Annotated in this window: 25 protein-coding genes; 13 read left to right on the top strand and 12 right to left on the bottom strand. The window is 73.7% G+C overall.

What is annotated here, in order from left to right; genetic code table 11:
- The first annotated feature begins 193 nt into the window (after nt 1–193).
- The 3 genes from QC282_RS17295 (at nt 194) to QC282_RS17305 (ending at nt 3588) form a co-directional block, all read left to right on the top strand.
- Nucleotides 194–1444, top strand: coding sequence for a geranylgeranyl reductase family protein (locus QC282_RS17295; RefSeq protein ID WP_279550336.1), 1251 nt, complete (start codon nt 194–196; stop codon nt 1442–1444).
- Between the two features lie 255 nt (nt 1445–1699).
- A complete protein-coding gene (locus QC282_RS17300; RefSeq protein ID WP_279550337.1) occupies nt 1700–2926 on the top strand; it encodes a sensor histidine kinase in 1227 nt (408 codons plus the stop codon).
- Nucleotides 2923–3588: a response regulator transcription factor gene (locus tag QC282_RS17305; protein ID WP_279550338.1), complete on the top strand. Its 666-nt coding sequence runs from the start codon at nt 2923–2925 to the stop codon at nt 3586–3588. Before QC282_RS17300 ends, QC282_RS17305 begins: the two co-directional genes overlap by 4 nt.
- Here QC282_RS17305 and QC282_RS17310 read toward each other — a convergent pair.
- Nucleotides 3549–3842: a DUF6332 family protein gene (locus QC282_RS17310; protein WP_279550339.1), complete on the bottom strand. Its 294-nt coding sequence runs from the start codon at nt 3840–3842 to the stop codon at nt 3549–3551. The two genes, QC282_RS17305 and QC282_RS17310, sit on opposite strands and share 40 nt — an antisense overlap.
- Before the next feature lie 70 nt (nt 3843–3912).
- Nucleotides 3913–5394: an MFS transporter gene (locus tag QC282_RS17315; RefSeq protein ID WP_279550340.1), complete on the bottom strand. Its 1482-nt coding sequence runs from the start codon at nt 5392–5394 to the stop codon at nt 3913–3915.
- Nucleotides 5395–5479: 85 nt separating this feature from the next.
- Here QC282_RS17315 and QC282_RS17320 point away from each other — a divergent pair, with 85 nt between their 5' ends.
- Nucleotides 5480–5884: a MarR family transcriptional regulator gene (locus QC282_RS17320; RefSeq protein ID WP_279550341.1), complete on the top strand. Its 405-nt coding sequence runs from the start codon at nt 5480–5482 to the stop codon at nt 5882–5884.
- A gap of 9 nt (nt 5885–5893) precedes the next feature.
- Here QC282_RS17320 and QC282_RS17325 read toward each other — a convergent pair whose 3' ends face one another.
- The 4 genes from QC282_RS17325 to QC282_RS17340 form a co-directional block, all read right to left on the bottom strand.
- Entirely contained in the window at nt 5894–6736 is an 843-nt protein-coding gene (locus QC282_RS17325) for a maleylpyruvate isomerase N-terminal domain-containing protein (RefSeq protein WP_279550342.1), read from the bottom strand.
- Between the two features lie 255 nt (nt 6737–6991).
- Nucleotides 6992–7192, bottom strand: a complete 201-nt coding sequence (locus QC282_RS17330; protein ID WP_279550343.1) for a cold-shock protein — start codon at nt 7190–7192, stop codon at nt 6992–6994.
- A gap of 243 nt (nt 7193–7435) precedes the next feature.
- A complete protein-coding gene (locus QC282_RS17335) occupies nt 7436–8089 on the bottom strand; it encodes a phosphoribosyltransferase (RefSeq protein WP_279550344.1) in 654 nt (217 codons plus the stop codon).
- Nucleotides 8090–8529: 440 nt separating this feature from the next.
- On the bottom strand, nt 8530–9342 hold the full coding sequence (locus tag QC282_RS17340; protein ID WP_279550345.1) for an alpha/beta fold hydrolase: 813 nt from the start codon (nt 9340–9342) through the stop codon (nt 8530–8532).
- A 210-nt stretch (nt 9343–9552) separates the two neighbouring features.
- On the opposite strand from QC282_RS17340, the gene QC282_RS17345 reads away from it, so the two are divergent.
- The 3 genes from QC282_RS17345 (at nt 9553) to QC282_RS17355 (ending at nt 11105) form a co-directional block, all read left to right on the top strand.
- Complete coding sequence (locus QC282_RS17345; RefSeq protein ID WP_279550346.1) at nt 9553–9858, top strand: GlsB/YeaQ/YmgE family stress response membrane protein; 306 nt, start codon at nt 9553–9555, stop codon at nt 9856–9858.
- A gap of 108 nt (nt 9859–9966) precedes the next feature.
- On the top strand, nt 9967–10857 hold the full coding sequence (locus tag QC282_RS17350; protein ID WP_279550347.1) for an SDR family oxidoreductase: 891 nt from the start codon (nt 9967–9969) through the stop codon (nt 10855–10857).
- 80 nt (nt 10858–10937) lie between these two features.
- Nucleotides 10938–11105: a hypothetical protein gene (locus tag QC282_RS17355; protein ID WP_279550348.1), complete on the top strand. Its 168-nt coding sequence runs from the start codon at nt 10938–10940 to the stop codon at nt 11103–11105.
- A 119-nt stretch (nt 11106–11224) separates the two neighbouring features.
- Here QC282_RS17355 and QC282_RS17360 read toward each other — a convergent pair whose 3' ends face one another.
- Nucleotides 11225–12385 (bottom strand): MFS transporter, encoded by a 1161-nt coding sequence (locus QC282_RS17360; protein WP_279550419.1) that lies wholly within the window; start codon nt 12383–12385, stop codon nt 11225–11227.
- A gap of 278 nt (nt 12386–12663) precedes the next feature.
- On the bottom strand, nt 12664–14118 hold the full coding sequence (locus tag QC282_RS17365) for a glyceraldehyde-3-phosphate dehydrogenase (protein ID WP_279550349.1): 1455 nt from the start codon (nt 14116–14118) through the stop codon (nt 12664–12666).
- Nucleotides 14119–14450: 332 nt separating this feature from the next.
- Between QC282_RS17365 and QC282_RS17370 the strand changes: the two genes are divergently transcribed.
- Genes QC282_RS17370 through QC282_RS17380 form a run of 3 tightly spaced genes read left to right on the top strand, consistent with a single transcriptional unit; the run spans nt 14451 to nt 17247 of the window.
- Nucleotides 14451–15572 carry a Gfo/Idh/MocA family oxidoreductase gene (locus QC282_RS17370; protein WP_279550350.1) on the top strand — a complete coding sequence of 374 codons (1122 nt, stop codon included), beginning with the start codon at nt 14451–14453 and terminating at the stop codon, nt 15570–15572.
- A complete protein-coding gene (locus QC282_RS17375) occupies nt 15569–16492 on the top strand; it encodes a PmoA family protein (protein ID WP_279550351.1) in 924 nt (307 codons plus the stop codon). Before QC282_RS17370 ends, QC282_RS17375 begins: the two co-directional genes overlap by 4 nt.
- Entirely contained in the window at nt 16486–17247 is a 762-nt protein-coding gene (locus QC282_RS17380; protein WP_279550352.1) for a cupin, read from the top strand. Before QC282_RS17375 ends, QC282_RS17380 begins: the two co-directional genes overlap by 7 nt.
- Nucleotides 17248–17308: 61 nt before the next feature.
- Here the strand turns inward: QC282_RS17380 and QC282_RS17385 are convergent, their stop codons facing one another.
- Nucleotides 17309–17608, bottom strand: a complete 300-nt coding sequence (locus QC282_RS17385; RefSeq protein WP_279550353.1) for a hypothetical protein — start codon at nt 17606–17608, stop codon at nt 17309–17311.
- Between the two features lie 110 nt (nt 17609–17718).
- On the opposite strand from QC282_RS17385, the gene polX reads away from it, so the two are divergent.
- Nucleotides 17719–19482 carry a DNA polymerase/3'-5' exonuclease PolX gene (gene polX, locus QC282_RS17390; RefSeq protein ID WP_279550354.1) on the top strand — a complete coding sequence of 588 codons (1764 nt, stop codon included), beginning with the start codon at nt 17719–17721 and terminating at the stop codon, nt 19480–19482.
- A 247-nt stretch (nt 19483–19729) separates the two neighbouring features.
- Nucleotides 19730–20395 carry a hydrolase gene (locus tag QC282_RS17395; RefSeq protein WP_279550355.1) on the top strand — a complete coding sequence of 222 codons (666 nt, stop codon included), beginning with the start codon at nt 19730–19732 and terminating at the stop codon, nt 20393–20395.
- A gap of 134 nt (nt 20396–20529) precedes the next feature.
- Here QC282_RS17395 and QC282_RS17400 read toward each other — a convergent pair whose 3' ends face one another.
- Complete coding sequence (locus QC282_RS17400) at nt 20530–21594, bottom strand: glycerophosphodiester phosphodiesterase family protein (protein WP_279550356.1); 1065 nt, start codon at nt 21592–21594, stop codon at nt 20530–20532.
- A gap of 581 nt (nt 21595–22175) precedes the next feature.
- A complete protein-coding gene (locus QC282_RS17405) occupies nt 22176–24440 on the bottom strand; it encodes a heavy metal translocating P-type ATPase (RefSeq protein WP_279550357.1) in 2265 nt (754 codons plus the stop codon).
- Nucleotides 24441–24626: 186 nt separating this feature from the next.
- On the opposite strand from QC282_RS17405, the gene QC282_RS17410 reads away from it, so the two are divergent.
- On the top strand, nt 24627–25604 hold the full coding sequence (locus QC282_RS17410) for a hypothetical protein (protein ID WP_279550358.1): 978 nt from the start codon (nt 24627–24629) through the stop codon (nt 25602–25604).
- Between the two features lie 146 nt (nt 25605–25750).
- On the opposite strand, the gene QC282_RS17415 is transcribed toward QC282_RS17410, so the two are convergent.
- Nucleotides 25751–26530: a DeoR/GlpR family DNA-binding transcription regulator gene (locus QC282_RS17415; protein WP_279550360.1), complete on the bottom strand. Its 780-nt coding sequence runs from the start codon at nt 26528–26530 to the stop codon at nt 25751–25753.
- Nucleotides 26531–26551 lie beyond the last annotated feature (21 nt).

A 26551-nucleotide genomic window follows, 5' to 3' on the forward strand; every position in this document is an offset into this window, starting at 1 on the left:
GGTGCGGACGTGTGCGCGCGTGATCGCGCGGGCGCACGCGCTCCCGTGGTACGGGGCGCGCACGCTGTCGATCCTCCCACAGCGACCTGCGGCGACGACCGCCGTAGGATGCGGGAGACATGGGGTTCCCCCGGCCCGGGCGACGCCGGGCCCGGGGGAGCGGCAGGCGGCTGATCGGGAGCAGTAGACCATCGTGAGCAGCGAGCACTCTTCGGCGGACGACGAGCAGCGGGTGTGGGACGTCGTCGTGGTGGGCGCGGGACCCGCCGGGGCATCGGCCGCCTACGCGGCGGCGGTGGCGGGGCGGCGTGTGCTGTTGCTGGAGAAAGCCGAGCTGCCCCGTTACAAGACGTGCGGCGGCGGCATCATCGGTCCCTCGCGCGACGCGCTGCCGCCCGGTTTCGAGCTGCCCTTCCGGGACCGGGTGCACGCGGTGACGTTCTCCCACAACGGCCGCTTCACCCGCACCCGCCGCTCCCGGCAGATGCTGTTCGGGCTCATCAACCGGCCCGAGTTCGACCAGCAGCTCGTCGAGCACGCGCAGAAGGCGGGCGCCGAACTGCGTACCGGCGTCACCGTCCAGCGTGTCGAGCAGCACGGCTCGGCGGTCCCGGACCGGCGCACGGTCGCCGTCGTCCTGCAGGGCGGCGAGACGGTGCTGGCGCGGGCGGTCGTCGGCGCGGACGGCAGCGCCAGTCGCATAGGGGCGCACGTCGGCGTGAAGCTCGACCAGGTCGACCTCGGTCTGGAGGCCGAGATCCCGGTCCCCGACACCGTCGCCGAGGACTGGAAGGGACGCGTCCTCATCGACTGGGGCCCCATGCCCGGCAGTTACGGCTGGGTCTTCCCCAAGGGCGACACCCTGACGGTCGGCGTGATCTCGGCGCGCGGCGAGGGCGCCGCGACCAAGCGCTACCTGGAGGACTTCATCGGCCGGCTCGGCCTGGCCGGCTTCGAGCCGAGCATCTCCTCCGGGCACCTGACCCGCTGCCGTGCCGACGACTCCCCGCTGTCGCGCGGCCGGGTCCTGGTGTGCGGGGACGCGGCGGGGCTGCTGGAGCCGTGGACCCGCGAGGGCATCTCCTTCGCGCTGCGCTCGGGACGCCTGGCCGGCGAGTGGGCGGTGCGGATCGCCGAGGCGCACGACGCCGTGGACGCCCGCCGCCAGGCCCTGAACTACGCGTTCGCCGTCAAGGCCGGCCTGGGCGTGGAGATGAGCGTCGGCAAGCGGATGCTGGCGGTGTTCGCGCGGCGTCCCGGGATACTCCACGCGGTGCTGACCGGGTTCCGGCCCGCCTGGCGGGCGTTCAAGGACATCACCCAGGGGTCGACGTCGCTGGGCGAGCTGGTCCGCAGCCATCCGCTGGCCCAGCGCGCCCTGACCGCGGTGGACCGGCGGCCGGTGAGCGGCGAGACGGGCGCCGGGGCGGGCGCGGAATCCTGACGGTTCCGGCGGCCGTCGCCCGGTACCACGGCCGCCCGCGGCGGGGGCCGCGCAGTACGACGACCGCTCGGTGGAGCCGCTCGGTGCGGGAGCCGGTCGGCGTGCCGCGCGTCGGCCCGTGGCCGTCGTGCGACGACGTGGCTCGCGGGGTCCGGGAACCGGTGCGCACGGGCCGGACGTACTTCCCGGGGAGTACGCGTGATCACCACGCGCGGGTGACGCCGTGCGGCGCCGGCGGCGTCTAGCGTGGCCGGCATGGACGAACAGCGCGCAGGCGGGGGAGGAGCGCCGCGGTGGTGGCGGCAGGGGCCTCCGTGGTGGAACCGCTGGGACGACGCGGAGCACGGCCCGCGGTGGCCGTGGCGGACCACCGCGCTGATCACGGTGTTCGTGCTGGTCGGCTCGAACTTCGCCGCCGAGTCCCAGGCGGGCGAGCGGGCGGCGCTCGATCCCTTCGCGCGCGTACTGCTGCTCGTCGCGGGCCTCTCGCTGCTGTGGCGCAAGCGGTACCCGGTGGCCGTGGCGTTCGGTACGGCGGGCGCCGCGACGGTCTACCTGGGGGCCGGATATCCGTACGGGCCCGTCTTCCTGGCCGTCGCGGTGAGCTGCTTCGGCGCCGTGGTCGCCGGGCACCGGGCGGCCGCCTGGTCGGCGATCGGGATGCTGTGGGCGGGACACCTGCTGGTGGCGCACTGGCTCTACCGCTGGCTCCCGCCGTCCGGGGACGGGGCGGCCTCCTGGGGCTCGGAGATCGTCGTGGCCACCTGGATGGTCGCGATCGCCGCCCTCTCGGAACTGGCCCGTACACGGCGGGAGCAGTGGGCGCGGGAGCGGGCCGAGCGGGCCCAGGCGGCGCGGCGGCGGGCCGACGAGGAACGGCTGCGGATCGCCCGTGAACTGCACGACGTCCTCGCGCACAGCATCTCCGTGATCAACGTGCAGGCGGGCGTCGGCCTGGCGCTGCTCGACTCCGACCCCGAGCAGGCGCGCTCCGCGCTCACCACCATCAAGGCCGCCAGCAAGGAGGCGCTGGGGGAGGTGCGGCAGGTGCTCGACACACTGCGCACGCCCGGTGACGCGCCGCGCGCGCCCGCCCCCGGGCTCGGCCGGATGCCCGAGCTGGTGGCGCAGGCGGCGGGCGCGGGTCTGACCGTCGACGTCACGGGCGAACCGCCCGACCTGCCGCCGGGCGCCGACCTCGCCGCCTTCCGCATCGTCCAGGAGGCGCTCACCAACGTCGTACGGCACTCGGGGTCGCGGCACGCGCGTGTGCGGCTCGGCCACGACGCGGACGCGCTGCGGCTGTGCGTCGACGACGACGGGCCCGCGACCGGCGCCGAGGCCGGGGGCAGCGGCAACGGGCTGGCCGGAATGCGGGAGCGGGCCGCCGCGCTCGGTGGCACGATCGAGGCGGGCCCGCGCGCCGACGGAGGTTTCCGGGTGCTCGCCGTACTGCCCCTGAAGGTCAAGGAGGACCGGTGATCCGAGTACTGCTCGCCGACGACCAGTCCCTGGTGCGGGCCGGTTTCCGGGCGCTGCTGGACGCCCAGCCGGACATCGAGGTGGCCGGGGAGGCGGCCGACGGCGAGGAGGCGCTGCGCACGGCGCGCGAACTGCGGCCCGACGTCGTGCTGATGGACATCCGGATGCCGGTGCTGGACGGTCTGGCGGCCACGCGCGCCATCACCGGCGACGACGCGCTCGGCGACGTCAAGGTGGTGATGCTGACCACCTTCGAGCTGGACGAGTACGTCTTCGAGGCGATCCGCTGCGGTGCCTCCGGCTTCCTCGTGAAGGACACCGAACCCGACGAACTCCTGCGCGCGGTACGGGCCGTGGTGCACGGCGACGCGCTGCTCTCGCCCGGGGTGACCCGCCGGCTGATCGCCGAGTTCGCGGCCCGCTCCAAGGAACCCGCCGCCGCCGACGCGCTCGCCGGACTCACCGAGCGGGAACGGGAGGTGATGGCCCTGGTCGGCATCGGCCTGTCCAACGAGGAGATCGCCCGCCGCCTGGTCGTCAGCCCTCTCACCGCCAAGACCCACGTCAGCCGCACGATGGTGAAACTCGGCGCCCGCGACCGCGCCCAACTGGTCGTGCTGGCCTACGAGTCGGGGCTGGTGCGGCCGGGCTGGCTGGGCTGACCTGCGGCGTCGCAGCGCCGGAAGCGGACGAGGACCGCGACGACCCGGGTGACGAAGACGCCTCCGGCGAGGACGACGCCCGCGCCCCGCAGCACGCTCTCCGCGCCGCCGGGCAGCGCGAACAGCAGCGCCGGCCCGGCGACGGCACCGAACACCACCGCCGACGCGAACGCCGCACTGAACAGCGCGTACCCGATCTCGACGGTCACCGCGTCCCGCGCGGCCTGCGTGCGCCGTCCCCCGTGGCGTGCCATGGGCGGAAGTTACACAACCGTGCGCCCGGCGGGCAACAGGGCCCGCCGGGCGCGGAGGGGAGGCGCCCCCCTAGTCGCGGGCCGGGACCGGCTCCGCCTGCGCCTCCGGGAGGGTGGACCTGGCGACCGTGACGGACCGGCTCGGGCGGCGGGTGCGCAGGCCGGTCAGGGTGATGAGCAGGCCGGCGACGGCGACGAGGGTCACCACCACCAGACCGGGACGGTAGCTGTCGAGGACACCCTGGGGCGTGGGGTTCTCCGGGGTGTTCGCCGTGACCACTGCCGTCACGACGGCGAGGAAGATCGCGCCGCCCACCTGGACCGACGTGTTGAGCAGACCGGAGACCATGCCCTGCTCCTGCTCGTCGACGCCGTTGGTCGCCTGGACGTTGAGCGACGGGAAGGTCAGCGCGAAGCCCGCACCGACCAGCAGCATCGTCGGCAGGATCACCGCCGCGTAGACCGGGTCGAGATCGACACGCAGGAACAGGACGTAGCCGGTCACCATGAAGACGAAGCCCAGCACGATCAGGCGGGCCGTGCCGAACCGGTCGATGACGCTGCCCACCTTGGTCGCCGACAGCGCCACCAGCGCGCCCGCCGGCAGGAACGCCAGCGCCGTGTGCAGCGCCGACCAGCCGAGCAGCGACTGCATGTACAGCGTGACCAGGAACTGGAACCCGATGTAACTGCCCACGAACGTCAACGCCCCGAGCTGGGCACGCACTTGCGGACCGGACCGCAGCACGCCGAGCCTGATCAGCGGGCTCGGACTGCGCCGTTCGACGGCGACGAACGCCACCAGCAGCGTGGCGACGGCCCCGAAGGACAGGACCGTACGCGCCGACGCCCAGCCGGCCTCGGGTGCCTGGACCACGGTGAACACCAGCAGCAGCATCGACGTGGTGCCGAGCACGGCGCCCGGGACGTCGTAGCCGCCGGTGCTCTTCTCGCGCCGGGTGCGCGGCAGCAGCTTGATGCCCGCGAACAGCGCGATCAGGGCGATGGGAGCCGGCAGCAGCATCGTGAGCCGCCAACTGGCCTCGGTCAGCAGGCCGGAGAACACGAGCCCCATCGAGTAGCCCGTGGCGCCGCAGGTGGTGTAGATGGACAGGGCCCGGTTGCGCAGCGGGCCCTCGGGGAACGTCGTGGTGATGATCGACAGGCCGGCGGGCGCCGTGAAGGCGGCGCTCAGGCCCTTGACGAAGCGGCTGGCGATCAGCAGCGGGCCGGAGTCCACGAGCCCGCCCAGCAGCGAGGCCAGCGCGAACACCGCGAGCGCCACGAGGAAGACCTGGCGCCTTCCCAACAGGTCGGCGGTGCGTCCGCCGAGCAGCAGCAGGCCGCCGTAGCCCAGGATGTAGCCGCTGACGATCCATTGCAGCGACGAGGTGGACAGGCCGAGGTCGGCGCCGATCGACGGCAGCGCGACGCCGACCATGGAGACGTCCAGGGCGTCCAGGAACATCGCGGCGCAGAGCACGAGCAGGCTGCCCCACAGCCGGGGCGTCCAACGGCCCTCGGCCGTGGGATGGGTGAGCGGAGAGGTCATGCCCGAGAGGCTACATGCGCGTGCATTGAATGCAAGCGCATTTAATTCAGATGCAACAAAACAAGCGCTCTGCTACGGTGCGCCCATGGCGGCGAAGAAGGCCGAGCAGGCCCTCGTGGCACAGTGGCGGGACATCCTGGCGCTGCACGCGCGCACTCAGTGCGAGCTCGACCGTGCCCTGCACGAACACGGCTTGTGCGCAAGCGACTTCGAGGTGCTCGACGTGCTGGCGGAGGGCCGCTCCTCGGACTGCGCCAACTCCTACCGCGTCCAGGAGATCTCCGAACGCGTCCACCTCAGCCAGAGCGCGCTGTCCCGGCTGGTCGCCCGGCTGGAGAGGGACGGCCTCGTGGAGCGCGGCGCCTGCCCCGAGGACCGCAGGGGCGTACGCGTGGCGCTCACCCCGCGGGGACGCGCCCTGCACGACAGGGTGCTGCCCCTCCAGCGCGCGGTACTGACCCGCATGCTGGCCGACGACCGGTCGGGCTGACCGGCCCGCTCAGACGATCGCCGACCTCTCCTGCCAGAGCGCGGCGAGAGAACGGTCGCCGGAAACGTTCGGCACCGGTCGGCGGTTCCACAGAGCCAGGTACAACTGGTCGGCGGGACCGGCCAGTTCGCAGTCCGCGTCGGCGGAGTCGTCCGGGGTGGCCACAGGCGGTTGCGGCGACAGCCGCACCGTCCACACCGCGTCGGTGTCCGTGGCGCGCACCCGCAGGACGCGGGGCTCGTCGGTACGGACCCGGCTCCTGGGACGGGCGTGGAAGCCGCGCAGCAACTCGTCGATGCCGTCCACCGCGAACTCCGTGCCGATCGGGGCGGTGTCGATCCGGGCGGTGCCGACCGGGGCGGCGTTTGTGGCGGCCGCGCCTTCCGCGCGGGCCGCGCTCTCCGCCGTGCCTTCCGGGTCGGCCGTGTCCTCCGTGCCTTCCGCGCCGGCCGCGCCTTCCGCGTCGAAGCGGTGCACGGTCGTCTCGTGGGCCTGCCGCCGGGTCCAGAAGGCGAGCGGACCGGGCGACGGCGCGGGATGGAAGGTCCACGCCCGCACGTCGGGCGGCGCGGCGGCCAGCGTCTCGACCAGGCCGCGGTGGCTGTCCCGGTACCAGGCGATCAGCTCGGCGCCGTCCAGCTCCGGGCCGTCCCCGATCGGACGGGGCGACATGTGTTCCTCGGCGACGAAGGCCGCCGCCCAGCGGTGCACCGCGCCGGTGTGCCGCAGCAGGTCACGCATCCGCCAGCCGGGGCAGGCCGGGACCCCGGCGTCGGTTCCGGCACGCTCGGCGGCCGCGGCCAGCAAGATGCCTTCCGCGTCGAGGACTTCGAGAAACCGGGCAGTCTCCATGGCGCCGAGTCTGCCCCATGGAGTGCGCTCCGGGGGAGGGGCGTCCCAGCGGGTGGGCGGCACGACGGCGGGGTCCGTGCCGCCGTGTCCGGCACGACGACGGGAGGCGTGGCCCGCGGTGCCCGGCGCGACGACGGGTGCGCGGGTCGCGGTGTCCGGGGCCGGGGGCCGGGTTCGGACATGCCGATGGCCGGCGCCTTGCGGCGCCGGCCATCGGGTGCGTCATGAGGTGTGGCGGGCGGGCGCCCGGCCGTCTCAGAGGGCGCGGACGCGCGAGGCCTGCGGGCCCTTCGGGCCCTGGACGACCTCGAACTCCACGGCCTGGTTCTCCTCGAGGCTACGGAAGCCGTTGCCGTCGATCTCGGAGTAGTGGACGAAGACGTCCGGTCCGTCGGCGCGGGCGATGAAGCCGAAGCCCTTCTCCGCGTTGAACCACTTGACGGTGCCCTGAGTCATATCTTGCTCCTTCAAAGGGGGCTGGATACGGGTCCGCACTGTGCGGTACCCCGGGTCGGCCTGGACGCGACTTCTCCAGTTCCCTGAAGCAAGGCGGCGCCCGCGACGGCGATCTTCGCGAGCGTGCGGTGAAACACAGACACAAAAACTTCGACCGCTCAGTAGAACCAGGCCCCGGACGGATTCATTCCCGGGCTGCCGACGCATTTCCTCAGGGCGCTCCGCCCGGCTCCCACCAGGCCTTCAGGCAGTGGCGTGCAGGGCGTGCAGCGTCCGGACGAGCGCCTCGTCGGTCACGGGGGCGAGGTCCTCGTACCAGTCGGCGACCGCATGCAGGGCCGGCGGCTGGGCGAGGCAGACGACGTCGTCGGCCTCCCGCCGTACGGCCGCCACGGCACGCGGATCGCCGACGGGGACGGCCGCCACCAGGCGGGCCGGCTCCTGGCGGCGCAGGTGACGCAGGGCCGCGGTGGCGGTGAGGCCGGTGGTCAGGCCGTCGTCGACCAGGACGACGGTACGGCCCCGCACGGGCGGCGCGGAGCGCGTGCCGCGGCACAGGTGTTCCAGGCGGTGCAGCTCGTTGCGCTCCCGGGCGACGTCCGCGCCGAGCCGGTCCTCGGACAGGTTCAGCAGCTCAAGGCCCCGGCGGTCGAAGAGCGGCGGTTCCTCCGCGACGATCGCGCCGATCACCACGCCCGGCCGGGCCGGCGTACCGACCGGGCGCGCGACCAGCACGTCCAGCGGCACCTTCAGCGCCCGGGCGACCTCCGCCGCGACGGGCACACCGCCGCGCGGCAGGGCGAGCAGCGTCAGATCGGCGAGGTCGCCGGAACCGGCCCACTCGACCAGCCGCAGGGCGAGTTCCTGTCCGGCGTGCGTGCGGTCGCGGAATGGCACGGTTCCTCCCTTGCCCGCCGTTCTCCGGCCCGCCGCGGACGCGTCCACGGCCCGTCCGGCGCCGGGTTCCCGCCGGGATGCACGGCGAAACGGTGGCGGGGGCCGGGTGGGTGGGCCGCGTTCCTGTCCGCGCAGAACATCAGCGACATCACCGGTGCCTGCCCCAGCCACCGGGTGGCGCGTGGGACTCGGGCGGTGGTGGGCGGGTCTGCGCGGTGGTGGTGCGGCGCCGGGGGCGATCGGCACGGCGGGCCGGAGCGGGGTGGGCGTCCGGCCGCCGGGGTGGGTGGCCCGGACCTGGGGCGCTGGTGGCCGACGGGGTGGGTGGGCCTCTGGGGCCGTTGGCCGACGCGGTCGGTGGACCTCGCGCGCCGTCGGCCGACGCGGTGGGCCGACGGCATCCGGACGGCGCCGGTGGGCGGCAGACGGGCGGCGTCGGCTCACGCGGCCGGTGACATCCGGACGGCGGCGACCAGCAACGCGCGCACCTCGTCGACGACGGCCGTGTGCACCGGCAGCATCAGATGGCCGACGCCGTGCACGAGGACGTTGCGGACCAGCAGGTCGGGATGGTCCAGGCGGCCCCGGCTCGCCGGGAGGACCGCCTCGTCGAGGTCGCTGTAGAAGGCGACGAACCGGCTGCGGCACCCGGGGCACGGCTCCGCCAGTTCGGCCAGCAGGTCGCTGCCGGGACGCAGCTGGCGCAGTACCGGGTGCGGCGGGGCCAGCAGCGCCAGCGCCGTGCCGCTGTGCGGCGTCGCCAGCGTGATCACCAGGGACACGTGCGCGTCGCCCCCGAGCCGCTGCACGTAGTACCGCGCGATCAGTCCGCCCAGGCTGTGTCCGACGAGGCACACGGGGCGCCCGCCGGCCTGCTCCCGGGCGCGTTCGACCTGCTCGGCGAGTGCGCGGGCGGCGGTGCGGATGTCCGGGTTGAACGGGCTGTACGTCGCGGTGAGGAAGGGACCCGCGCCGCAGCCGCGCAGCCGGTTCTGCAGCCGGGTGAAGATCGACGCCCGGTCCGACAGGCCGTGCACGAAGATCACGGGCAGTTCCGGGACGTCCGGCCCGCACGGGTCGCCGTCCGGCTCCTGCGCGCGCACGGCCGCACCGAGCAGCCCGGCGCACTGCCGCACCCCCCACAGGGCGAGGTCCAGTGGCAGTCCGGCCAGCCGCATCCCCACCCATCCGGTCTCCAGGGCCGCCCCCAGCAGGGTGGCGATCCCCGGAACGGGAAGGTGCGGTCCCCTCAACGGCTGCTCCCGGCGCTTCTCGGGCGGACGACCCCGCCGGCGGGCCGGCACGGTCGTTTCCAGGGGACCCGGGTACCCCGCCTGATCATCCCGAACCGGACGGAACCGGACACGCCGCGCGACGCCGCGACCGCGGACCGCTCAACTCGGGGGACTGGGACGGCGGACGCCGGGAACCCGCCAGCCACCACACAGTCCAAGTGAGGGGCCATGGAGATCTCAGGGATCATCAGCGCGATTGTTATCGGCATTGTCATAGGCCTGCTCGGCAGGCTCGTCGTCCCGGGGCGTCAGCGCATCGGGATTCTGGCCACGATCCTGGTCGGCATCGTGGCGGCGTTCGTGGGCTCCGCCATCGCGGCGGCCTTCGGTGTGGCAGACACCGACGGCGTCGACTGGGTCGAGTGGATCTTCCAGATCGCCCTGGCCGCGCTCGGTGTGGCCGCTCGACCGGGTGAAGGTCCGCCGCTGACGCCCACGCGGGCGTCCGCGGTCGGCGTCCCCGGCCGTCAATGACAGGAATGCACGAGGTGGGACCGAGGTTCCCGGCTCGCGGCGAGTGGTATGCCGCGAGCCGGGAACCCGGCGTTCCGACCCCGTTCGACCCGTGGTGAGGAGACCGACGTGACCGAGTCGCAGCACAACCAGCAGAACCCGGTGACGCAGCATCCGCAGCCCGACTTCCCCGCGCAGGACCAGCCTCATCCGGGCTGGACGGGCCCGATGGACCCGCCGCCGGACCACGGTGAGGAGTCCTACCGCGGCTCCGGCCGGCTGGAGGGCCGCAAAACCGTCATCACGGGCGGCGACTCCGGCATCGGCCGGGCGGTCGCCCTGGCCTTCGCCCGTGAGGGCGCCGACGTGCTGTTCACCCACCTCGACGAGGAGGCCGACGAGGCGCGCGAGACGTCCCGGCTGGTCGAGGACGCGGGGCGCAAGGCCGTCGCGGTCTCCTGCGACATCCGCGAGGAGGCCAACTGCCGCGCGCTGATCGAACGGGCGGTCGCGGAGTTCGGCCGCGTCGACGTCCTGGTGAACAACGCGGCGTACCAGATGTCGCAGCCGGACGGCATCGAGGCGATCACGACCGAGCAGTTCGACCGGGTCATGCGCACCAACCTGTACGGGATGTTCTGGCTGACGAAGTTCGCGCTGCCGCACATGCCCGAGGGCGGCAGCATCATCAACTCCACGTCGGTGCAGGCGTACAAGCCCAGTCCGCACCTGCTGGACTACGCGACGACGAAGGGCGCGATCGTCACGTTCACGCAGGGGCTCGCCCAGATGCTCGTGGACCGCGGCATCCGCGTGAACGCGGTCGCGCCCGGACCGGTGTGGACCCCGCTGATTCCCGCGACGCTCCCGGACACGGCGGAGTTCGGCAAGCAGGCACCGCTGGGCCGCCCGGCGCAGCCAGCGGAACTCGCCCCGGCGTACGTCTACCTCGCCTCCCAGGAGGCGAGCTTCATCACGGCGGAGATCCTCAACGCCACCGGCGGCACACCGCTGCCGTAGGCCGTGCCGGCGAAGCGGCCGGCCTCCGGGCGACGCGCCACTTCGCGGCGGACGCGGCCCAGCGCACCAAGGAGAGACCGATGACCGAGCACACACCGTCCCAGGCCGAAGGCGAACGGGACGACGGTCCCGGAACCGAGAGCTCCTACGACCCGCCCTGGACGACACCCTCACAGGCGGAGGGCGAGCGCGAGGAGGAAACGACCGCCCCGGAGGAACGCCCGCTGCCGGGCCCGTCGGACCGGTGATCCAGTAACCCGGACTCCGCCTTTCGGCCCGGTCCGGCGCTGACGCGGCGTGCCGGGCCGGAGTCCCGCTGCGCGGGCGCCCGTCGCGCAGGTGTCGGTGGCGCCCGCCGTTGGGACCGTCAGGCCCGCCGCGTCATCACCCCGATGGCCGCTGCCAGCGCCGCCAGTGCGGCGACGCTGGTCAGGGCGGCCGACAGGGAGAACCAGTCGGCCATGAAGCCGATCGTCGGCGGGCCCAGCAGCATGCCGCCGTAGCCGAGGGTGGACGCCGTCGCCACACCGCTGGGGCCGGCCAGGGCGCCGGCGCGTTCGACGGCCACCGGGAAGATGTTGGCGAGGCCGAGCCCGGTGACGGCGTATCCCAGCAGCGCGGCCCAGAGGGAGGGCGCGAGCGAGCCGAGCAGCATGCCGGCCGCCGCGAGCGCGCCGCCGGCGACGACGGTGCGGGTCCGTCCGAGGCGCTCCAGCAGGACCGTGCCGCTGAGGCGGCCGAGGGTCATGGTGAGCGCGAAGCAGGAGTAGCCGGCCGCCGCGAGGCCGGGGTGGGCGCCCAGGTCCTGTTCCAGGTGCAGGGCGCCCCAGTCGGCCATCGCACCCTCGCCGTAGGCCGTGCACAGGGCGATCAGGCCGAAGACGGTGACGAGGCCGCGGGTGCGGGCGTCCATGCGGCGCGGTGCCCGTTCCTCGGCCCGGGGCCGGTCGGCCGGCACCGGCGGTCGGAGCCGCAGCAGGGCACGCCCCGCGACGGCGGTGACGAGCAGGCCGACCACGGTGAGGCCGAGCAGATGACGGGTGGGGGAGAGGGAGGCCGCGACCAGACCGCCGAGGCCCGCTCCGACCATGCCGCCCAGGCTGAACGCGGCGTGGAAACTCGGCATGATCGGTCGCCGCAGTGCGGCCACGAGGTCGACGGCGGCGCTGTTGAAGGCGACGTTGATGCCGCCGTACGCGGCCCCGAACAGCAGCAGCACCGCGCCGAGGGCGAGCGCGGAGTGGGTGAGCGGGGGCAGGGCCACGCTCAGGGAGAGCAGGACCGCGCAGACCACGGTGACCGGATGGCTGCCGTGGCGGCGGCACAGCCGTCCCGTGAGGATCATGGTGACGACCGCCCCGGCGGAGACGCCGAGCAGTGCGAGGCCCAGTTCGGTGGCGGAGGCCTGCGTCTGCTGCTTGATGGCCGGGATGCGGACGACCCACCCGGCGAAGATGAAGCCGTCGAGGGCGAAGAAGGTGGTCAGGACGGCGCGGAGGCGGGTCAGGTCGTCGGTGGTGCCCGGCACGACGTTGTGCGAGCGGGCTTTGTTTATTTGCGGCACAAAGTCAGGCTAGGTCGCCGCCTGGGGCGGTGCAAGGGTGTCGGGAGGGGGAATGGGGGCCTGCCTGCGGTGCCCGCCGGACAGCGGCGGTCGTGCCTGACGCCCCCGGCCGCCCGCGCCAGGCCACGGAGTCGGAAGCCCACCCCGCCCGGCCTGCCGACGGCCACGCCGGGCGGGAGCGGGACGCCGCAGGGCCGGCCCGGCGCGTGGTCGGGCCGGCCCTCCGTGCGGCGGCAGTCCGGTCAGACCGCCGGAGCCGGGAAGGTCGGGTACTCGACCCCGGAGACGTACTGGACGACCCGGACGACCTGGCAGGAGTAGCCGAACTCGTTGTCGTACCAGAGGTAGAGGATCGCGTTGTCGCCCTCCACCTTGGTGGCGCCGGCGTCGACGATCGACGCGTTGCGCGAGCCGATGAAGTCGCTCGACACGGCGTCGGGCGCGCTGATGAAGTCGATCTGGCGCTTGAGCGGCGAGGTCAGCGACACCTCGCGCAGGTAGTCGAGGACCTCCTCGCGGGTGGTCTCGCGCGCGAGCTGGAGGTTGAGGATCGCGATCGAGACGTCCGGCACGGGGACGCGGATCGAGCTGCCGGTGATCTTCGCCTTCAGGCCGGGCAGCGCCTTGGCGACGGCGGAGGCGGCGCCGGTCTCGGTGATGACCATGTTGAGCGGCGCGGAACGGCCCCGGCGGTCGGACTTGTGGTAATTGTCCAGCAGGTTCTGGTCGTTGGTGAACGAGTGGACGGTCTCCACGTGGCCGCGCAGCACGCCGTACTCGTCGGCCATCGCCTTCAGCGGCGGGACGATCGCGTTGGTGGTGCAGGACGCGCAGGACAGGACCGTCTCGTCCGGCTTCAGCGTCTCGTGGTTGACGCCGTGGACGATGTTCGGGACGTCGCCCTTGCCCGGCGCGGTCAGCACCACCTTGGCGACGCCGGGACGCAGGTGCTTCGAAAGCCCTTCCCGGTCGCGCCACTTGCCGGTGTTGTCGATGAGGATGGCGTTCTTGATGCCGTACGCCGTGTAGTCGACCTGGGACGGGTCGTCGGCGTGGATCACGCGGATCTCGTTGCCGTTGGCCACGATCGTGCTGTTGGCCTCGTCCACGGTGATCGTGCCCTGGAACTGGCCGTGCACCGAGTCGCGGCGCAGCAGCGAGGCGCGCTTGACGAGGTCGTCGGCCGGCCGGCCGCCGTTGCCGCGCACGACGATGGCGCGCAGCCGCAGGCCGTTGCCGGAGCCGGCCTTCTCGATGAGGAGCCGGGCGAGCAGGCGGCCGATGCGGCCGAAGCCGTAGAGGACGACGTCGCGCGGCTCACGGCGCTCGATCTTGTTGGCGCCGGTGGCTCCCGCGACGGCGTCGGCGGTGAACTCCTCGACCGTCAGGCCCCGGTCGTCGGTCCGGTACGTCGCGGCGAGCATGCCGATGTCGATCTGGGAAGGCCCCAGGTCGAGCCTGGTGAGGGCTTCGAGGAACGGCAGGGTCTCGGTGACCGAGAGCTCCGCGCCGGCGATCTGCCGGGCGAACCGGTGGGTCTTGAGGATGCTGACCACCGACTTGTTCACCAGGGAGCGGCTGTGGAGGAGAACGGTGACGTCCCGCTCCCGGTGCAGCTTCCCGATGAGCGGGATCATCGACTCCGCGATCTCCTCGCGGTTCTTCCAGTTGGTGAACGAGTCCACGGTCGCAGTCACAGGTTCATCTTTCGAGCTAGGCGGTGCTCATATGTTAATCACCCGCCATTCTGATCGATCAAGTGGGCCTCCCTTTGCTCAGGTGTGGTGATCGGGTCCGCTTTGTTACGCGCGGGACATGTGTCTCTCCTTGGGTGAAGGCGGGTTGAGAGGTGCGGGCTCGTGGAGCGCGGGAGTCCGGTGCGGGGCGAGGGCGTGCGGGGGGTTGTCCCTGCTGGGCGGGCGACCTAGGCTCACTCCTCGGTGAAAGCGCTTTCTGTCTCGTTGTCCCTCCGTGCTTTCGCCCCGTCCGCGCCTTCCGCCCTCGCTGTCCGGTCCCCGGAGGAACCCGTATGTCACCGCTTCCAGCCCGCCGACGTGCCGCCGTGATCGGCACCGGTGCCATCGTCGTGGGCGCCCACCTGCCCGCCCTGCGGGCCCACTCCGACCGGGTGGAACTGGTCGCCGCCGTCGACGTCGACCCGGCGCGGCTCGAAGCCTTCCGCTCGCAGGCGGGCGACAACCGGGTCGCCGGATACACCTCGACGGAGGCGATGCTGGACGCCGAACGCCCCGACCTCGTCCTCATCGGCACCCCGCCGGCCCTGCACCGGGAGCAGACCGTCGCCGCGCTCAAGGCCGGCGCCTGGGTGATGTGCGAGAAGCCGCTGTGCCTCTCCCTCGCCGAGTACGACGACATCGCCGCCGCCGAGGAGGCCTCCGGGGCGTACGCGTCGGTGATCTTGCAGCACCGGTACGGCTCCGGCGCCGCGCACGCCCGTGAGCTGATCACGAGCGGCGAGCTCGGCGCCCCGCTGGTCGCGCACTGCCAGACCACGTGGCACCGCGACGCCGCGTACTACGCCGTGCCCTGGCGCGGACGCTGGGCCACGGAGGGCGGCGGCCCCACCATGGGCCACGGCATCCACCAGTACGACCTGCTGCTCCACCTGCTCGGCGAGTGGGAGGAGATCCGGGCGATGACCGCGCGGCTGGTGCACGACACCGAGAGCGAGGACGTCTCGACGGCCCTCGTCCGGTTCCGGGGCGGCGCGCTCGCCACCGTCGTCAACAGCGTGCTCTCCCCGGACGAGGTGAGCCGCATCCGCGTCGACTGCGCCGACGCGACCGTCGAACTCACCCACCTCTACGGCCACGGCAACGACGACTGGACCTACACCCCCGCCCGGCACGTCGCCCCGGAACGCGCCGCCGCCTGGCGCACCCCCGCCCAGGACGTGCCCAGCTCCCACACCGCGCAGCTCGGCGCCGTCCTCGACGCCCACGACAACGGCGTACGCCCGCCCGGCAGCGGGCCCGAGGCCCGCGCCACCCTGGAGTTCGCCGCCGCCCTGTACAAGGCGGCGTTCACCGGACTGCCGGTGCGGGCCGGCGAGATCGGCCCCGGCGACCCCCACTACCCGGCCATGCACGGCGGCCACCCCGGCTGGGCGCCGAGGGAGGAGAGCGCATGACCATCCGCGTCACCCACACCCACGGCGAGCACGTCGCGGTCACGACGGCCGGCGGCACGGAGATCCTGCGCTACGTCTACCGCCCCGACCCCGACCCGTTCGAGTCCCGCAAGCCGTACGCCCATCCCGTGCGCACCCTCGCCGGACACACCGTGACCGGCTACCGGCCCAACGACCACCGCTGGCACAAGGGCCTGCAGATGACCGCGAGTCACCTGTCCGGCCAGAACTTCTGGGGCGGCAACTCCTACCTCCCCGGGGAGGGTTACCAGCGGCTCCCCGAGCGGGTCGGCTCGATGCGGCACGACGGCTTCTCCTCCTTCACCGCCGACGACGACCGGCTCGCGTTCACCGAGGACCTGACCTGGGTCGCCCACGGCGGCCAGGAGTGGGCCGCGGAGGAACGCGGCCTCGCCGTCCACTCCGTCGACGAGGTGGCCGGCGCCTGGGCGCTCGACTGGTCCATCCGCCTCACCAACGTCCGTGACGAGCCGCTGGCCTTCGGCTCCCCGACCACCGCGGGCCGCGAGATGGCCGGGTACACGGGACTCCAGTGGCGTGGGCCGCGCGACTTCACCGGCGGCGGCGTCCTCACGCCGGACGCCCTGCCCGCCGACGAGGTCATGGGCACCCGGGGGCCGTGGCTGGCGTTCACCGCCGAGCACGACGAGACCGACGGGCACTCCACCCTCGTCTTCGCGCACGCCCCCGAGAACCTGGACGAGAAGACCGCGGTCCACCCCTCGCACTGGTTCGTGCGCTCCGAGCCGTTCCCGACGGTCGCGTTCTCCTGGGCGTTCTTCGAGGAGTTCGAGCTGGCGCCGGGCGAGTCCTTCGCCTACCGCTACCGGATCGTCGTCGCCGACGGGGCGTGGGACCGCGACCGGATCGCCGCCCACCTGGAGAGCCTGCCGTGGTGAGCGGGCCGGGCCCCGCCCTGCCCCGTCCGCTGCCCGGCGCGGTCGGGCTGTCCCACCTGAGCCCGTACGACTGGGAGGCCGCCGACGGCGTGTGCGGCGGCAGCCCTCACCTGCACCTGGTGTGCACGGAGGCGTACGTCGTCACCGGCGGGCGCGGCGCGGTGCACACCCTGGGCGCCGACGGCCACCGGGAGATCCCGCTGGAGCCCGGCTCGGTCGCCTGGTTCACGCCGGGCACCGTGCACCGCATGGTCCAGGGAGCCGGCCTGCGCGTCACCGTGCTGATGCAGAACAGCGGCCTGCCCGAGGCCGGGGACGCCGTGTTCACCTTCCCGCCCGAGGTGCTCGCCGACCCCGACGCGTACGCCGCGGCGGCGTCCTTTCCGCCGGGCACGGGGCCGGACGCGGAAACCGCCGCGCGGCGCCGCCGGGACCTCGCCGTCGAGGGTTACCTCGCGCTGCGCGAGGCCGCCGAGGCCGGGGACCTCGGTCCGTTCCTCGGCTTCCAGCGCGCCGCCGCCCGTCTCGTGCGGGACAAGGTGCCCCGCTGGCGCGAGCTGTGGCGGGCCGGCGCGCTGGCCACCGCCGAGCGCACCGGCGCGCACCTCAACGCGCTGGAGACCGACGACCCCGCCCACCTCGCCGAGGCCGCCGCGTACGAGACCACGCCCACGCGCCGCGGCGGCCTCGGCATGTGCGGCCGCCGCGACGAGTACGCGCTGCCGGGCACCACCGCGCCCCGGGGCGAGGAGTAGGACCCCGCGCGGGACCCGGGCTTGCCCGGCACCGGCGCCCGGCAGCCGGGTTCAGGACGGATCAGGCGTGCGCGTCCCGGTTCCGTATGCCGTCCCAGATGGTGGCGTCGTCGGCCGGGCGGCGCTCGCGTTCCTTCTTGCGGCGGCGGTGCGTCCTCGCCGCCGACATCAGCGCCAGACCCAGGCAGAAGATCAGCGCCAGCGCGAGGCCGGAGCAGAAGACGGCCAGCGTGTTCATGGTCGCGATCTCCTGGCCCAGGACCGACACCGTGTACTCGGGGCCGCCGGACAGATTGTCGGCGATCACGAGGACGGTGAAGGCGGCCGAGCCCGCGAGGAGCAGTAGTCCGAGGATCAGCATCCGAGTCATCTCCCCTGCTAGTCGTGCCGTCCCCGGGTACCCGCCGCCGCCCGCGCCTACCGTCTCGAACCCGCACGCATGACTGCCCGATCGCTGCCTACTCGTGCCGTGTGACTCGGTCCAACGACGAGGTCGGCGCGCTGTTCTCCGAGTACGCCGACCTGATCTCGATCACCGGCGGGGACGCGTTCCGGGCACGCGTCTACGAAAAGGCCGCCCGTGCCATCGCGGGCCACCACGCCGACGTCGCGAAACTCGACGTCAAAGGGCTCCAGGAGATTCCCGGCGTCGGCGCGTCCATCGCCGAGAAGGTCGTCGAGTACTTCCGCGAGGGCAGCGTCTCCGCGGTCGAGGAACTACGGGCCAGGATCCCCGCCGGGGTGCGTCGGCTGACCGCCGTCCCCACCCTCGGCCCCAAGAAGGCCCTCGTGCTGTACGAGGAACTGGGCATCGCCTCCGTCGAGGAACTCACCGACGCCGTCCACGCCGAACGGCTGCGCGACCTCAAGGGCTTCGGGCCGAAGACCGAGGAGAACATCCTGCACGGCATCGCCCTGCTCCAGTCCTCAGGCGACCGTGTCCTGCTCGACGCGGCGACCGGCCTCGCCGAGGACGTCGTCGCCGCGCTGTCCCGCGTGCGGGGCTGCCGCGACTGCGCCTACGCCGGCTCCCTGCGCCGCTTCCGGGAGACCGTCGGCGACATCGACGTCCTCGCGGCGGCGACGGACTCGGCGCCGCTGATGCGGGCGTTCACGGAACTGCCGTACGTCACCGAGGTCGTCGCGCACGGCCCCACCAAGACGTCGGTGCGCACCAATCGCGGACTCGCCGTCGACCTGCGCGTCGTACCGCCGGACTCCTGGGGCGCGGCCCTGCAGTACTTCACCGGCTCCAAGGCCCACAACATCCGCACCCGGGAACTCGCCCTGCACCAGGGGCTCAAGCTCTCCGAGTACGGCCTGTTCGACGCCGAGAGCGGGGAGAAGACCGTCTCCAGGACCGAGGAGGACGTCTACGCCCGGCTCGGCCTGCCGTGGATCCCGCCGCCACTGCGCGAGGACCGCGGCGAGATCGAGGCCGGGCTGCGCGGCGAGCTGCCCGACCTGGTGCGCGAGACGGACATCCGCGGCGACCTGCACACCCACACCGACCTCACCGACGGCCTCGCCCCGCTGGAGGAGATGGTCGCCGCCGCGGCCGAGCGCGGCTACGCCTACTACGCGGTCACCGACCACGCCCCCAACCTGTACATGCAACGCATGACCGACGACCGGATGCTCGCCCAGCGCGAGCGGGTCCGGGAACTCGACGGGGCGTACGGCAGGCGGCGCGGCGGGCGCGCGGGCATGCGGCTGCTGCACGGCACCGAGCTCAACATCGATCCGGACGGCGAGGTCGACTGGCCGGCGGAGTTCCTGGCCGGCTTCGACCTGTGCGTGGCCTCCGTGCACTCGCACTTCAACCAGGACCGCGACGCCCTGACCCGGCGCATCGTCCGCGCCTGCGAGAACCCCCACGTCAACATCATCGGCCACCCCACGACCCGCCTCATCGGCAGGCGGCCCGGCGTCGACGCCGACCTCGACGCGGTGTTCGAGGCCTGCGCCCGCACCGGCACGGCCCTGGAGGTCAACGCCCACCCGGACCGGCTCGACCTGCGCGACGAGGACATCCTGCGGGCCCGGCGGCACGGAGTGAAGTTCGCCGTCGACAGCGACGCCCACGCCGTCCTCCACCTGGCCCACCTGCGCTACGGCATCGGCACCGCGCAGCGCGGCTGGCTCACCAAGGACGACGTGATCAACACCTGGCCGGAGGCCCGGCTGCGCCGCTTCCTGCGCAAGGGACGCGCGAAAGGCCGCCCGGCGTCCTGAACGGCCGTCCGGCGTCCTGAACGGCCGTCCGGCGTCTGACACGGCCGTCCGGCGACTGCCCGGACCTCGTCCGGCGCAGGATCACCGTCCGGCGCCCGGCTGGATCATCGTCCGGCGTCCGGCGGATCACCGTCCGGTGGCGGGACGGGCCGCCGCGATCCGGTTCGCCTTCCGCGGGTACCCGGCACGGGCGGAGTTCGAGACAGCGGCCCACGGGGCCGACCGGTCCGAGGAAACGGGTGATTTCATGATCTCCGAGATGGTGTCGGTGCCCGCCGACCGTGTCACGCTCGGGGGCGATCTCGTCGTCCCGGCGCGGGCCCGGGCGATAGTGCTGATCGCGCACGGCATCGACAGCCCTCGGCACAGTCCGGGCAGCCGTACGGTCACCGCCGCGCTGCACCGGGCGGGCTTCGGCACGCTGTCGCTCGACCTGCTCAGCGAGGCCGAGGACCGCGGCGTCACCCCGGAGGGCGACCGGCGCTTCGACGTCCGGCTGCTGGGCCGCCGCGCCGCCGCCGGCACCGACTGGCTGAAGGCCCAGCCCGAGACGCGGACGCTGCCCATCGCCCTGTTCGGCTCGGGCGTCGAGTCGGCGGCCGTCCTGGAGGCCGCCGCGGAACTGCCCGACCGGGCGCTGACCGCCGTCGTCTGGGGCGCCCGGCCCGACCTGGCGGGCGACGCGCTCGGCCGCATCCGGGTACCGGTGCTGTTCGTCGAGGGCGACCGGGACCCGGGCCTGCTGCGCCTCGACCAGCAGGCCGCGGACCGGATCCCGGCGGCCAACGCGGTCCGCGTCGTGCGGGACGCGGGGCCGCTGTTCCAGGAGCCCGGCGCGCTGGACGAGGTGGTGGCCCTGGCCACGGCGTGGTGCGACGAGCAGCTGCGCGGCGGGACGGACACCGGCCGCTGACTGGCGCGTGCGGGACGGGACGGACACCGACCGCTGACGCGCACGTGCGCGACGGAAGGTACACCGGCCGCTGACGCGCGCGGCGCCGGCGGCCGGGGCAGTGGCACCCGGGGACGGGCCCCGCGACCCGCGGCTCAGCGCGGGCCGTAGGCCTTCGGCAGGCGCATGCCGCGTTCGGCCATGACGGTGCGGAGCCGGTCCGGGTAGTCCGTGATGATGCCGTCCACCCCGAGGTCGATCAGCGCCTCCATGGTCGCCGGGTCGTTGCACGTCCACGGCACGACCTTCAGGCCCCTCGCGTGCGCGGCGTCGACCATCGCCCGGTCGGGGTAGAAGCGGAAGCCGGGGTCGCCGACCTTGCCGCTCTGCGGGAAGCCGTAGTTGGGCGAGAGCGCCGTCACGCCGGGGACGGCCGCGGCGGCCTTCACGAAGTCGCCGTCGTGGTCGTCGACGTCGATCCCGCCCAGCCAGGGGGACGCGCCGGGCTTGCCGACCTGGAGGAAGTCGTAGTTGGTGAGCGCCACCAGCGGCCACCCGGGGGCGAGCCGGTGCATCGCCTTCAGCGCGCCCCAGTCGAAGGACTGCACGGTGACCTGGTCCTCGATGCCCGAGGCGCGGATCTCCTCGTACACCCGGCGCACGAACAACTCGCGCGGCGCGGTCTGTTCGGGGGCGCCCGCCTCGACCTTCGTCTCGACGTTGAGGGTGACCTGCTTGGCCCTGTGGCTCCTGACGAGGCCCAGGACGTCCTTGAGCTCGATCATGCGGTGGCCCCGGACGACCTCCTGCCCGGGGTGGCCCGCCAACTGCTGGAACCCGCAGTCCATGGTGCGGATCTGCGCCAGCGTCAGGTCCTTGATGTACTTGCCGACATACGGGTACATCGGGTCGCCCGCCACGACCGGTGCCGTGTCCCGGCACTTCTGCGGGCTGACCTGCCGGTCGTGCGTGACGACGACCTTCTCGTCCTTGGTGACCTGGGTGTCCAGTTCCAGGGTGGACACGCCGAGCCGCAGCGCCTTGGCGAAGCCCTCCAGGGAGCTCTCCGTCGTCAGGCCGAGACCGCCGCGGTGCGCCTGGAGGTCGAAGTGGGTCTTCTGCGGCGGTACGTGCGGGCCACCGGGCGGTGCCGCGTGCGCGGTCGCGGGGACGGCGAACAGGGCGGCCAGGGCACAGGTGAGCAGTCGTCTGGAGGGCATCGCAACCTCACTCGGGTCGGTCGGGGCCCCGCAGACGCTAATGGCAGCGCGGGCGTGCGCAACGGCCCGGAGGTGAGGGTGTCGTGAACGCCGGGGGAACTCAGCCCGCGCGCCGGAGCGCCTCGCGCCTCGCCCGCCGCCGCGCGCGGTCGCGGTGCCGCGCGGTCGCGGTGCCGCAGGTGATCAGGGTTCCGTTGTGGCCCGTGGTGCCGCATGGTGGTCGAGGTCCCGTCGTGCGGCGTGACCCCGTCCCGCACCAGCCCGGCCGGTCCGCGGACCGACGGCGCCCCGGCACGGCCGTACGGGCGACGGGGCGTGGGCGTATGGGCGACGGGGCGTGGGCGTATGGGCGACGGGGCGTGGGCGAGGCGGGCGACGAGGCGTGGGCGAGGGGGGTGGCGTCGGGGGAGGCGGCCGTCCGGCGGGGACGGCGGTGCGAGGCCCCCGCCCCCGCGCAGTGCCGCACTGCGCCGCCGCCGGTCGGCGTGAGGCCGCCCGCCGACCGGTGAGTGGTCGACGGGCGGAGTCCGCTTTGTCTCAGCGTTGCCTCAGCGTTGCCTCAGCATTGTCCCAGGGGTGTGTCAGGCCTCGGCCCGGAAGGACCGCAGCCGCAGGGAGTTGCCGACGACGAAGACCGAGGAGAAGGCCATCGCCGCGCCCGCGATCATCGGGTTGAGCAGCCCGGCCGCCGCGAGCGGCAGCGCGGCCACGTTGTAGGCGAACGCCCAGAACAGGTTGGAGCGGATGGTGCCCAGCGTGCGGCGGGACAGCCGGATGGCGTCCGCCGCGGCCCGCAGGTCACCGCGCACCAGCGTCAGGTCGCCCGCCTCGATCGCCGCGTCCGTCCCGGTGCCCATGGCGAGCCCCAGGTCGGCCTGGGCGAGCGCCGCCGCGTCGTTGACGCCGTCACCGACCATCGCGACCGAACGTCCCTCGCCCTGCAGCCGCTTGACGACGTCGACCTTGTCCTGCGGCAGCACCTCGGCGATGACGTGCTCCGGCGCGATGCCCACCTCACGGGCGACGGACCCGGCCACCGCCCGGTTGTCGCCGGTCAGCAGGATCGGCGTCAGACCGAGCGAACGCAGCCGGGTGATCGCTTCCGCGCTGGTGTCCTTCACCGCGTCGGCCACCTCCAGGACGGCACGCGCCGCACCGTCCCAGGCGACCGCGACGGCCGTACGCCCGGCGGCCTCCGCCTGCGCGCGGGCCCGCTTCAGCTCCTCGGGCAGCTCCATCGCCCACTCGCCGAGCAGCCGCTCCCGGCCGACGAGCACCGCGTGCCCCTCGACGACGCCCTGCACACCGAGCCCCGGCACGTTCGCGAAGTCCTCCGGGGAGGGGAGCGAACCCAGCTTCTCCAGCGCCCCGTCGGCGACCGCACGGGCGACGGGGTGTTCCGAGGAGTGCTCCAACGCGCCGGCAAGGCGCAGCACTTCGGCCTCGTCGGTGCCGGCGCCCGGGTGCACGGCCAGCAGGGTCATGCGGCCGGTGGTGACGGTGCCGGTCTTGTCGAGGACGACGGTGTCGACGCGGCGCGTGGACTCCAGGACCTCGGGGCCTTTGATGAGGATGCCGAGCTGGGCGCCGCGCCCGGTGCCGACCATCAGCGCGGTCGGCGTGGCCAGGCCCAGGGCGCAGGGGCAGGCGATGATGAGGACGGCGACCGCGGCGGTGAAGGCGGCGGCCGGTCCGGCGCCGTTGCCCAGCCAGAAGCCCAGGGTGCCCAGCGCGAGGGCGATCACGATCGGCACGAACACGGCCGAGACGCGGTCAGCGAGCCGCTGCGCCGCGGCCTTGCCGTTCTGCGCGTCCTCCACCAGCCGCGCCATGCGGGCCAGTTGGGTGTCGGCGCCGACCCGGGTGGCCTCCACGACCAACCGGCCGCCGACGTTGACGGTGGCACCGGTGACCGCGTCGCCCGCCGCGACCTCCACGGGCACGGACTCGCCGGTCAGCATCGAGGCGTCCACGGCGGACGATCCCTCGACGACCGTGCCGTCGGTGGCGATCTTCTCGCCGGGGCGGACCAGGAAGCGGTCCCCGGCCTTCAACTCGGCGGTGGGAACCGTCTCTTCACGCCCGTCGGCGCGCAGCACCGTGACGTCCTTGGCGCCCAGCTCCAGCAGGGCCCGGAGCGCGGCGCCCGCCCTGCGCTTGGAGCGGGCCTCGAAGTACCGCCCGGCGAGGATGAACGCCGTCACGCCGGCCGCGGCCTCCAGGTAGATGTTCCCTGAGCCGTCCCCGCGGGCGATGGTCAGCTCGAAGGGGTGCGTCATGCCCGGCGTGCCCGCAGACCCGAGGAACAGCGCCCACAGCGACCAGCCGAACGCCGCCGACGTGCCCACCGAGATCAGCGTGTCCATGGTGGCCGCACCGTGCCGGGCGTTGGTGACCGCCGCCCGGTGGAAGGGCCAGGCGGCATACGTCACGACGGGCGCCGCCAGCGTCAGGGACAGCCACTGCCAGTACTCGAACTGCAGCGCCGGGACCATGGCCATCGCGACGACCGGCACGGCCAGCAGCACCGCCGTGATCAGCCGCTGCCGCAGCGGGCGCAGCTCGTCGTGGGCCTCGGCGTCGCCGTCCCCGTCGTCGGGCCGGTCCCGGGGCGGCGCCGGCTCCCGCGCCGTGTAGCCGGTCTTCTCGACGGTCGCGATCAGGTCCTGCACGGAGACGTCGCCGCCGTAGCTGACCTTGGCCTTCTCGGTGGCGTAGTTGACCGTCGCCGTGACCCCGTCCATGCGGTTGAGCTTCTTCTCGATCCGGGCCGCGCACGAGGCGCAGGTCATGCCGCCGATGGCGAGCTCGACCTCGGCCGCGGTCCCGGTCGGGGTGATGGTCATGGCTGCTCCCTCAGGAAGGTCACTGCGTCGATACGGGGTGGGGGTATCCTCGGTGCGAGATCCAGATATACCCCCTCCCCGTATCAGAAGCAAGCGTGGGAGGCGCTTGACTTCATACCCCCTAGGGGTATTGTGAGCTGCGTTGGGTCACCGCCGAAGCCGTGGCCCGGTTCCCGAGGAGACACCATGAACACCGGACTGAGGATCACCGCCTTCGCCGCCGCGCTCGCCGCGACGTTCGGCACCGCCTACGGCGTGGGCAAGGGCGTCGACCCCGTCGTCGCCGACACCGCGCCCGCACCCCACGAGGACGCCCACGGCGCGCCCACCGGTGAACCGGAGGGAGGGGGAGGGCACGGCGGCCACGAGACGCCACCGGCCGGCGGGCTGCAGATCTCCGAGAACGGCTACGCCCTCGACCTGCAGACCCCGCGAGTCACCGCCGGCGAGCGTGCCGATCTGCGGTTCACCGTCCGCGACGGCAGCGGTCGCGCGGTCACCGCCTACCGCCGCGAACACGGCAAGGAGCTCCACCTCATCGTGGCCTCGCGGGACCTGGGCACCTACCGGCACCTGCACCCGGACCGGGCGGCCGACGGCACCTGGAGCATCCCCGTCGACCTGCCCCGCGCGGGCGGCTACCGCCTCTTCGCCGACTTCACCCCGGCCCGGGAGAACGCCGGGAACCTCACCCTCGGCGCGGACCTCGCCGCCGCGGGCCCGTACACCCCGAAGGACCTGCCGGCGCCGAACCGCACCGCCCGCGTCGCCGGGTACGAGGTCGCACTGTCCGGCACCCTGCGTCCGGGCACCGCGAGCGAGGTCCGCCTGAAGGTGTCCCGCGACGGCAGGCCCGTCACCGACCTCCAGCCCTACCTCGGCGCCTACGGCCACCTGGTCGCCCTGCGCTCCGGGGACCTCGCCTACCTCCACGTCCACCCGAACGGCGAACCCGGGGACGGGAAGACGAAGCCGGGCCCGGAGATCTCCTTCACGGCGACGGCACCCAGCGCCGGCAGCTACCGCCTCTTCCTGGACTTCCGGCACGAGGGCAGGGTCCACACGGCGGCCTTCACCGTGCGGGCGGGCGAAGCGGCACCCGCCCGCACCGGGGAGAGCGGCGAACCGGCCGAGCCGCACGCGTCGGACGGTCACGGACACTGACCGCGCGACGGGCGGCGCGGGCGGCGCCTCACGGGCGGCGACCCAACCGTTCCGGGCCGGGACGCCCGCTCGGGCCGCCCGTGACACCCTCCTCGGGCCCGGGGCACGCACCTGGCCTTCCAGCTCGGGCGCGCCGGGCCGGGCCGTCAGACCGTGAGCACGGTCAGGCCCGCCTCCTCGAACCGGCGCACCGTGTCCGCGTCGGCCGCGCTGTCCGTGACCAGCGTGTCCACCGACTCGGCCGCACAGATCCGGGCGAACGCGCGCCGGCCCAGCTTGCTGGAGTCGGCGGCCACCACCACGCGCTCGGCGCGCTCGCACAGCAGCCGGTTGATCGCCGCCTCCGCGTCGTCGTGGGCCGCCGCGCCGTGCGTCACGTCGAACGCGACCACGCCGAGCACGGCCACGTCGATCGTGATCTGGCTCAGCACCCCGTCCGCGAGCGGCCCGATCAGCTCGTACGACTGCGCCCGCGCGACCCCGCCGGTCACCACGATCTTGAACTGCGGGCGCACGGCCAGCTCGTTGGCGATGTTCAGCGCGTTCGTCACGACGGTCAGGGCCGGGGACCCGGACGCCAGGTCGCCGCGCACCGCGAGGGCCCGCGCCACCTCCGTGGTGGTCGTCCCGCCGGTTAGCCCGACCGCCTCGCCCGGCGCCACCAGCTCCGCCACCGCCGCCGCGATCCGCTGCTTCTCCGAGGCGCGCCGGGCCGTCTTGTAGCGCAACGGCAGCTCGTACGACACCCCGTGCACCACCGCGCCGCCCCGGGTGCGCACCAGCATCTGCTGTTCGGCGAGCTGGTCGAAGTCGCGCCGGATCGTCGCGGCCGACACCTCCAGCTCGGTGGCCGCCTCCTCGACGTCGAGCCGGCCGCGCTCCACGAGCAGTTCCAGCAGCGTCTTCCAGCGGGCGTCGCGCGACATCCGCAGCCTCCGTCCCGGGCC

The organism is Streptomyces sp. DH24, assembly GCF_029813775.1.
In the GTDB taxonomy this organism is placed as follows: domain Bacteria; phylum Actinomycetota; class Actinomycetes; order Streptomycetales; family Streptomycetaceae; genus Streptomyces.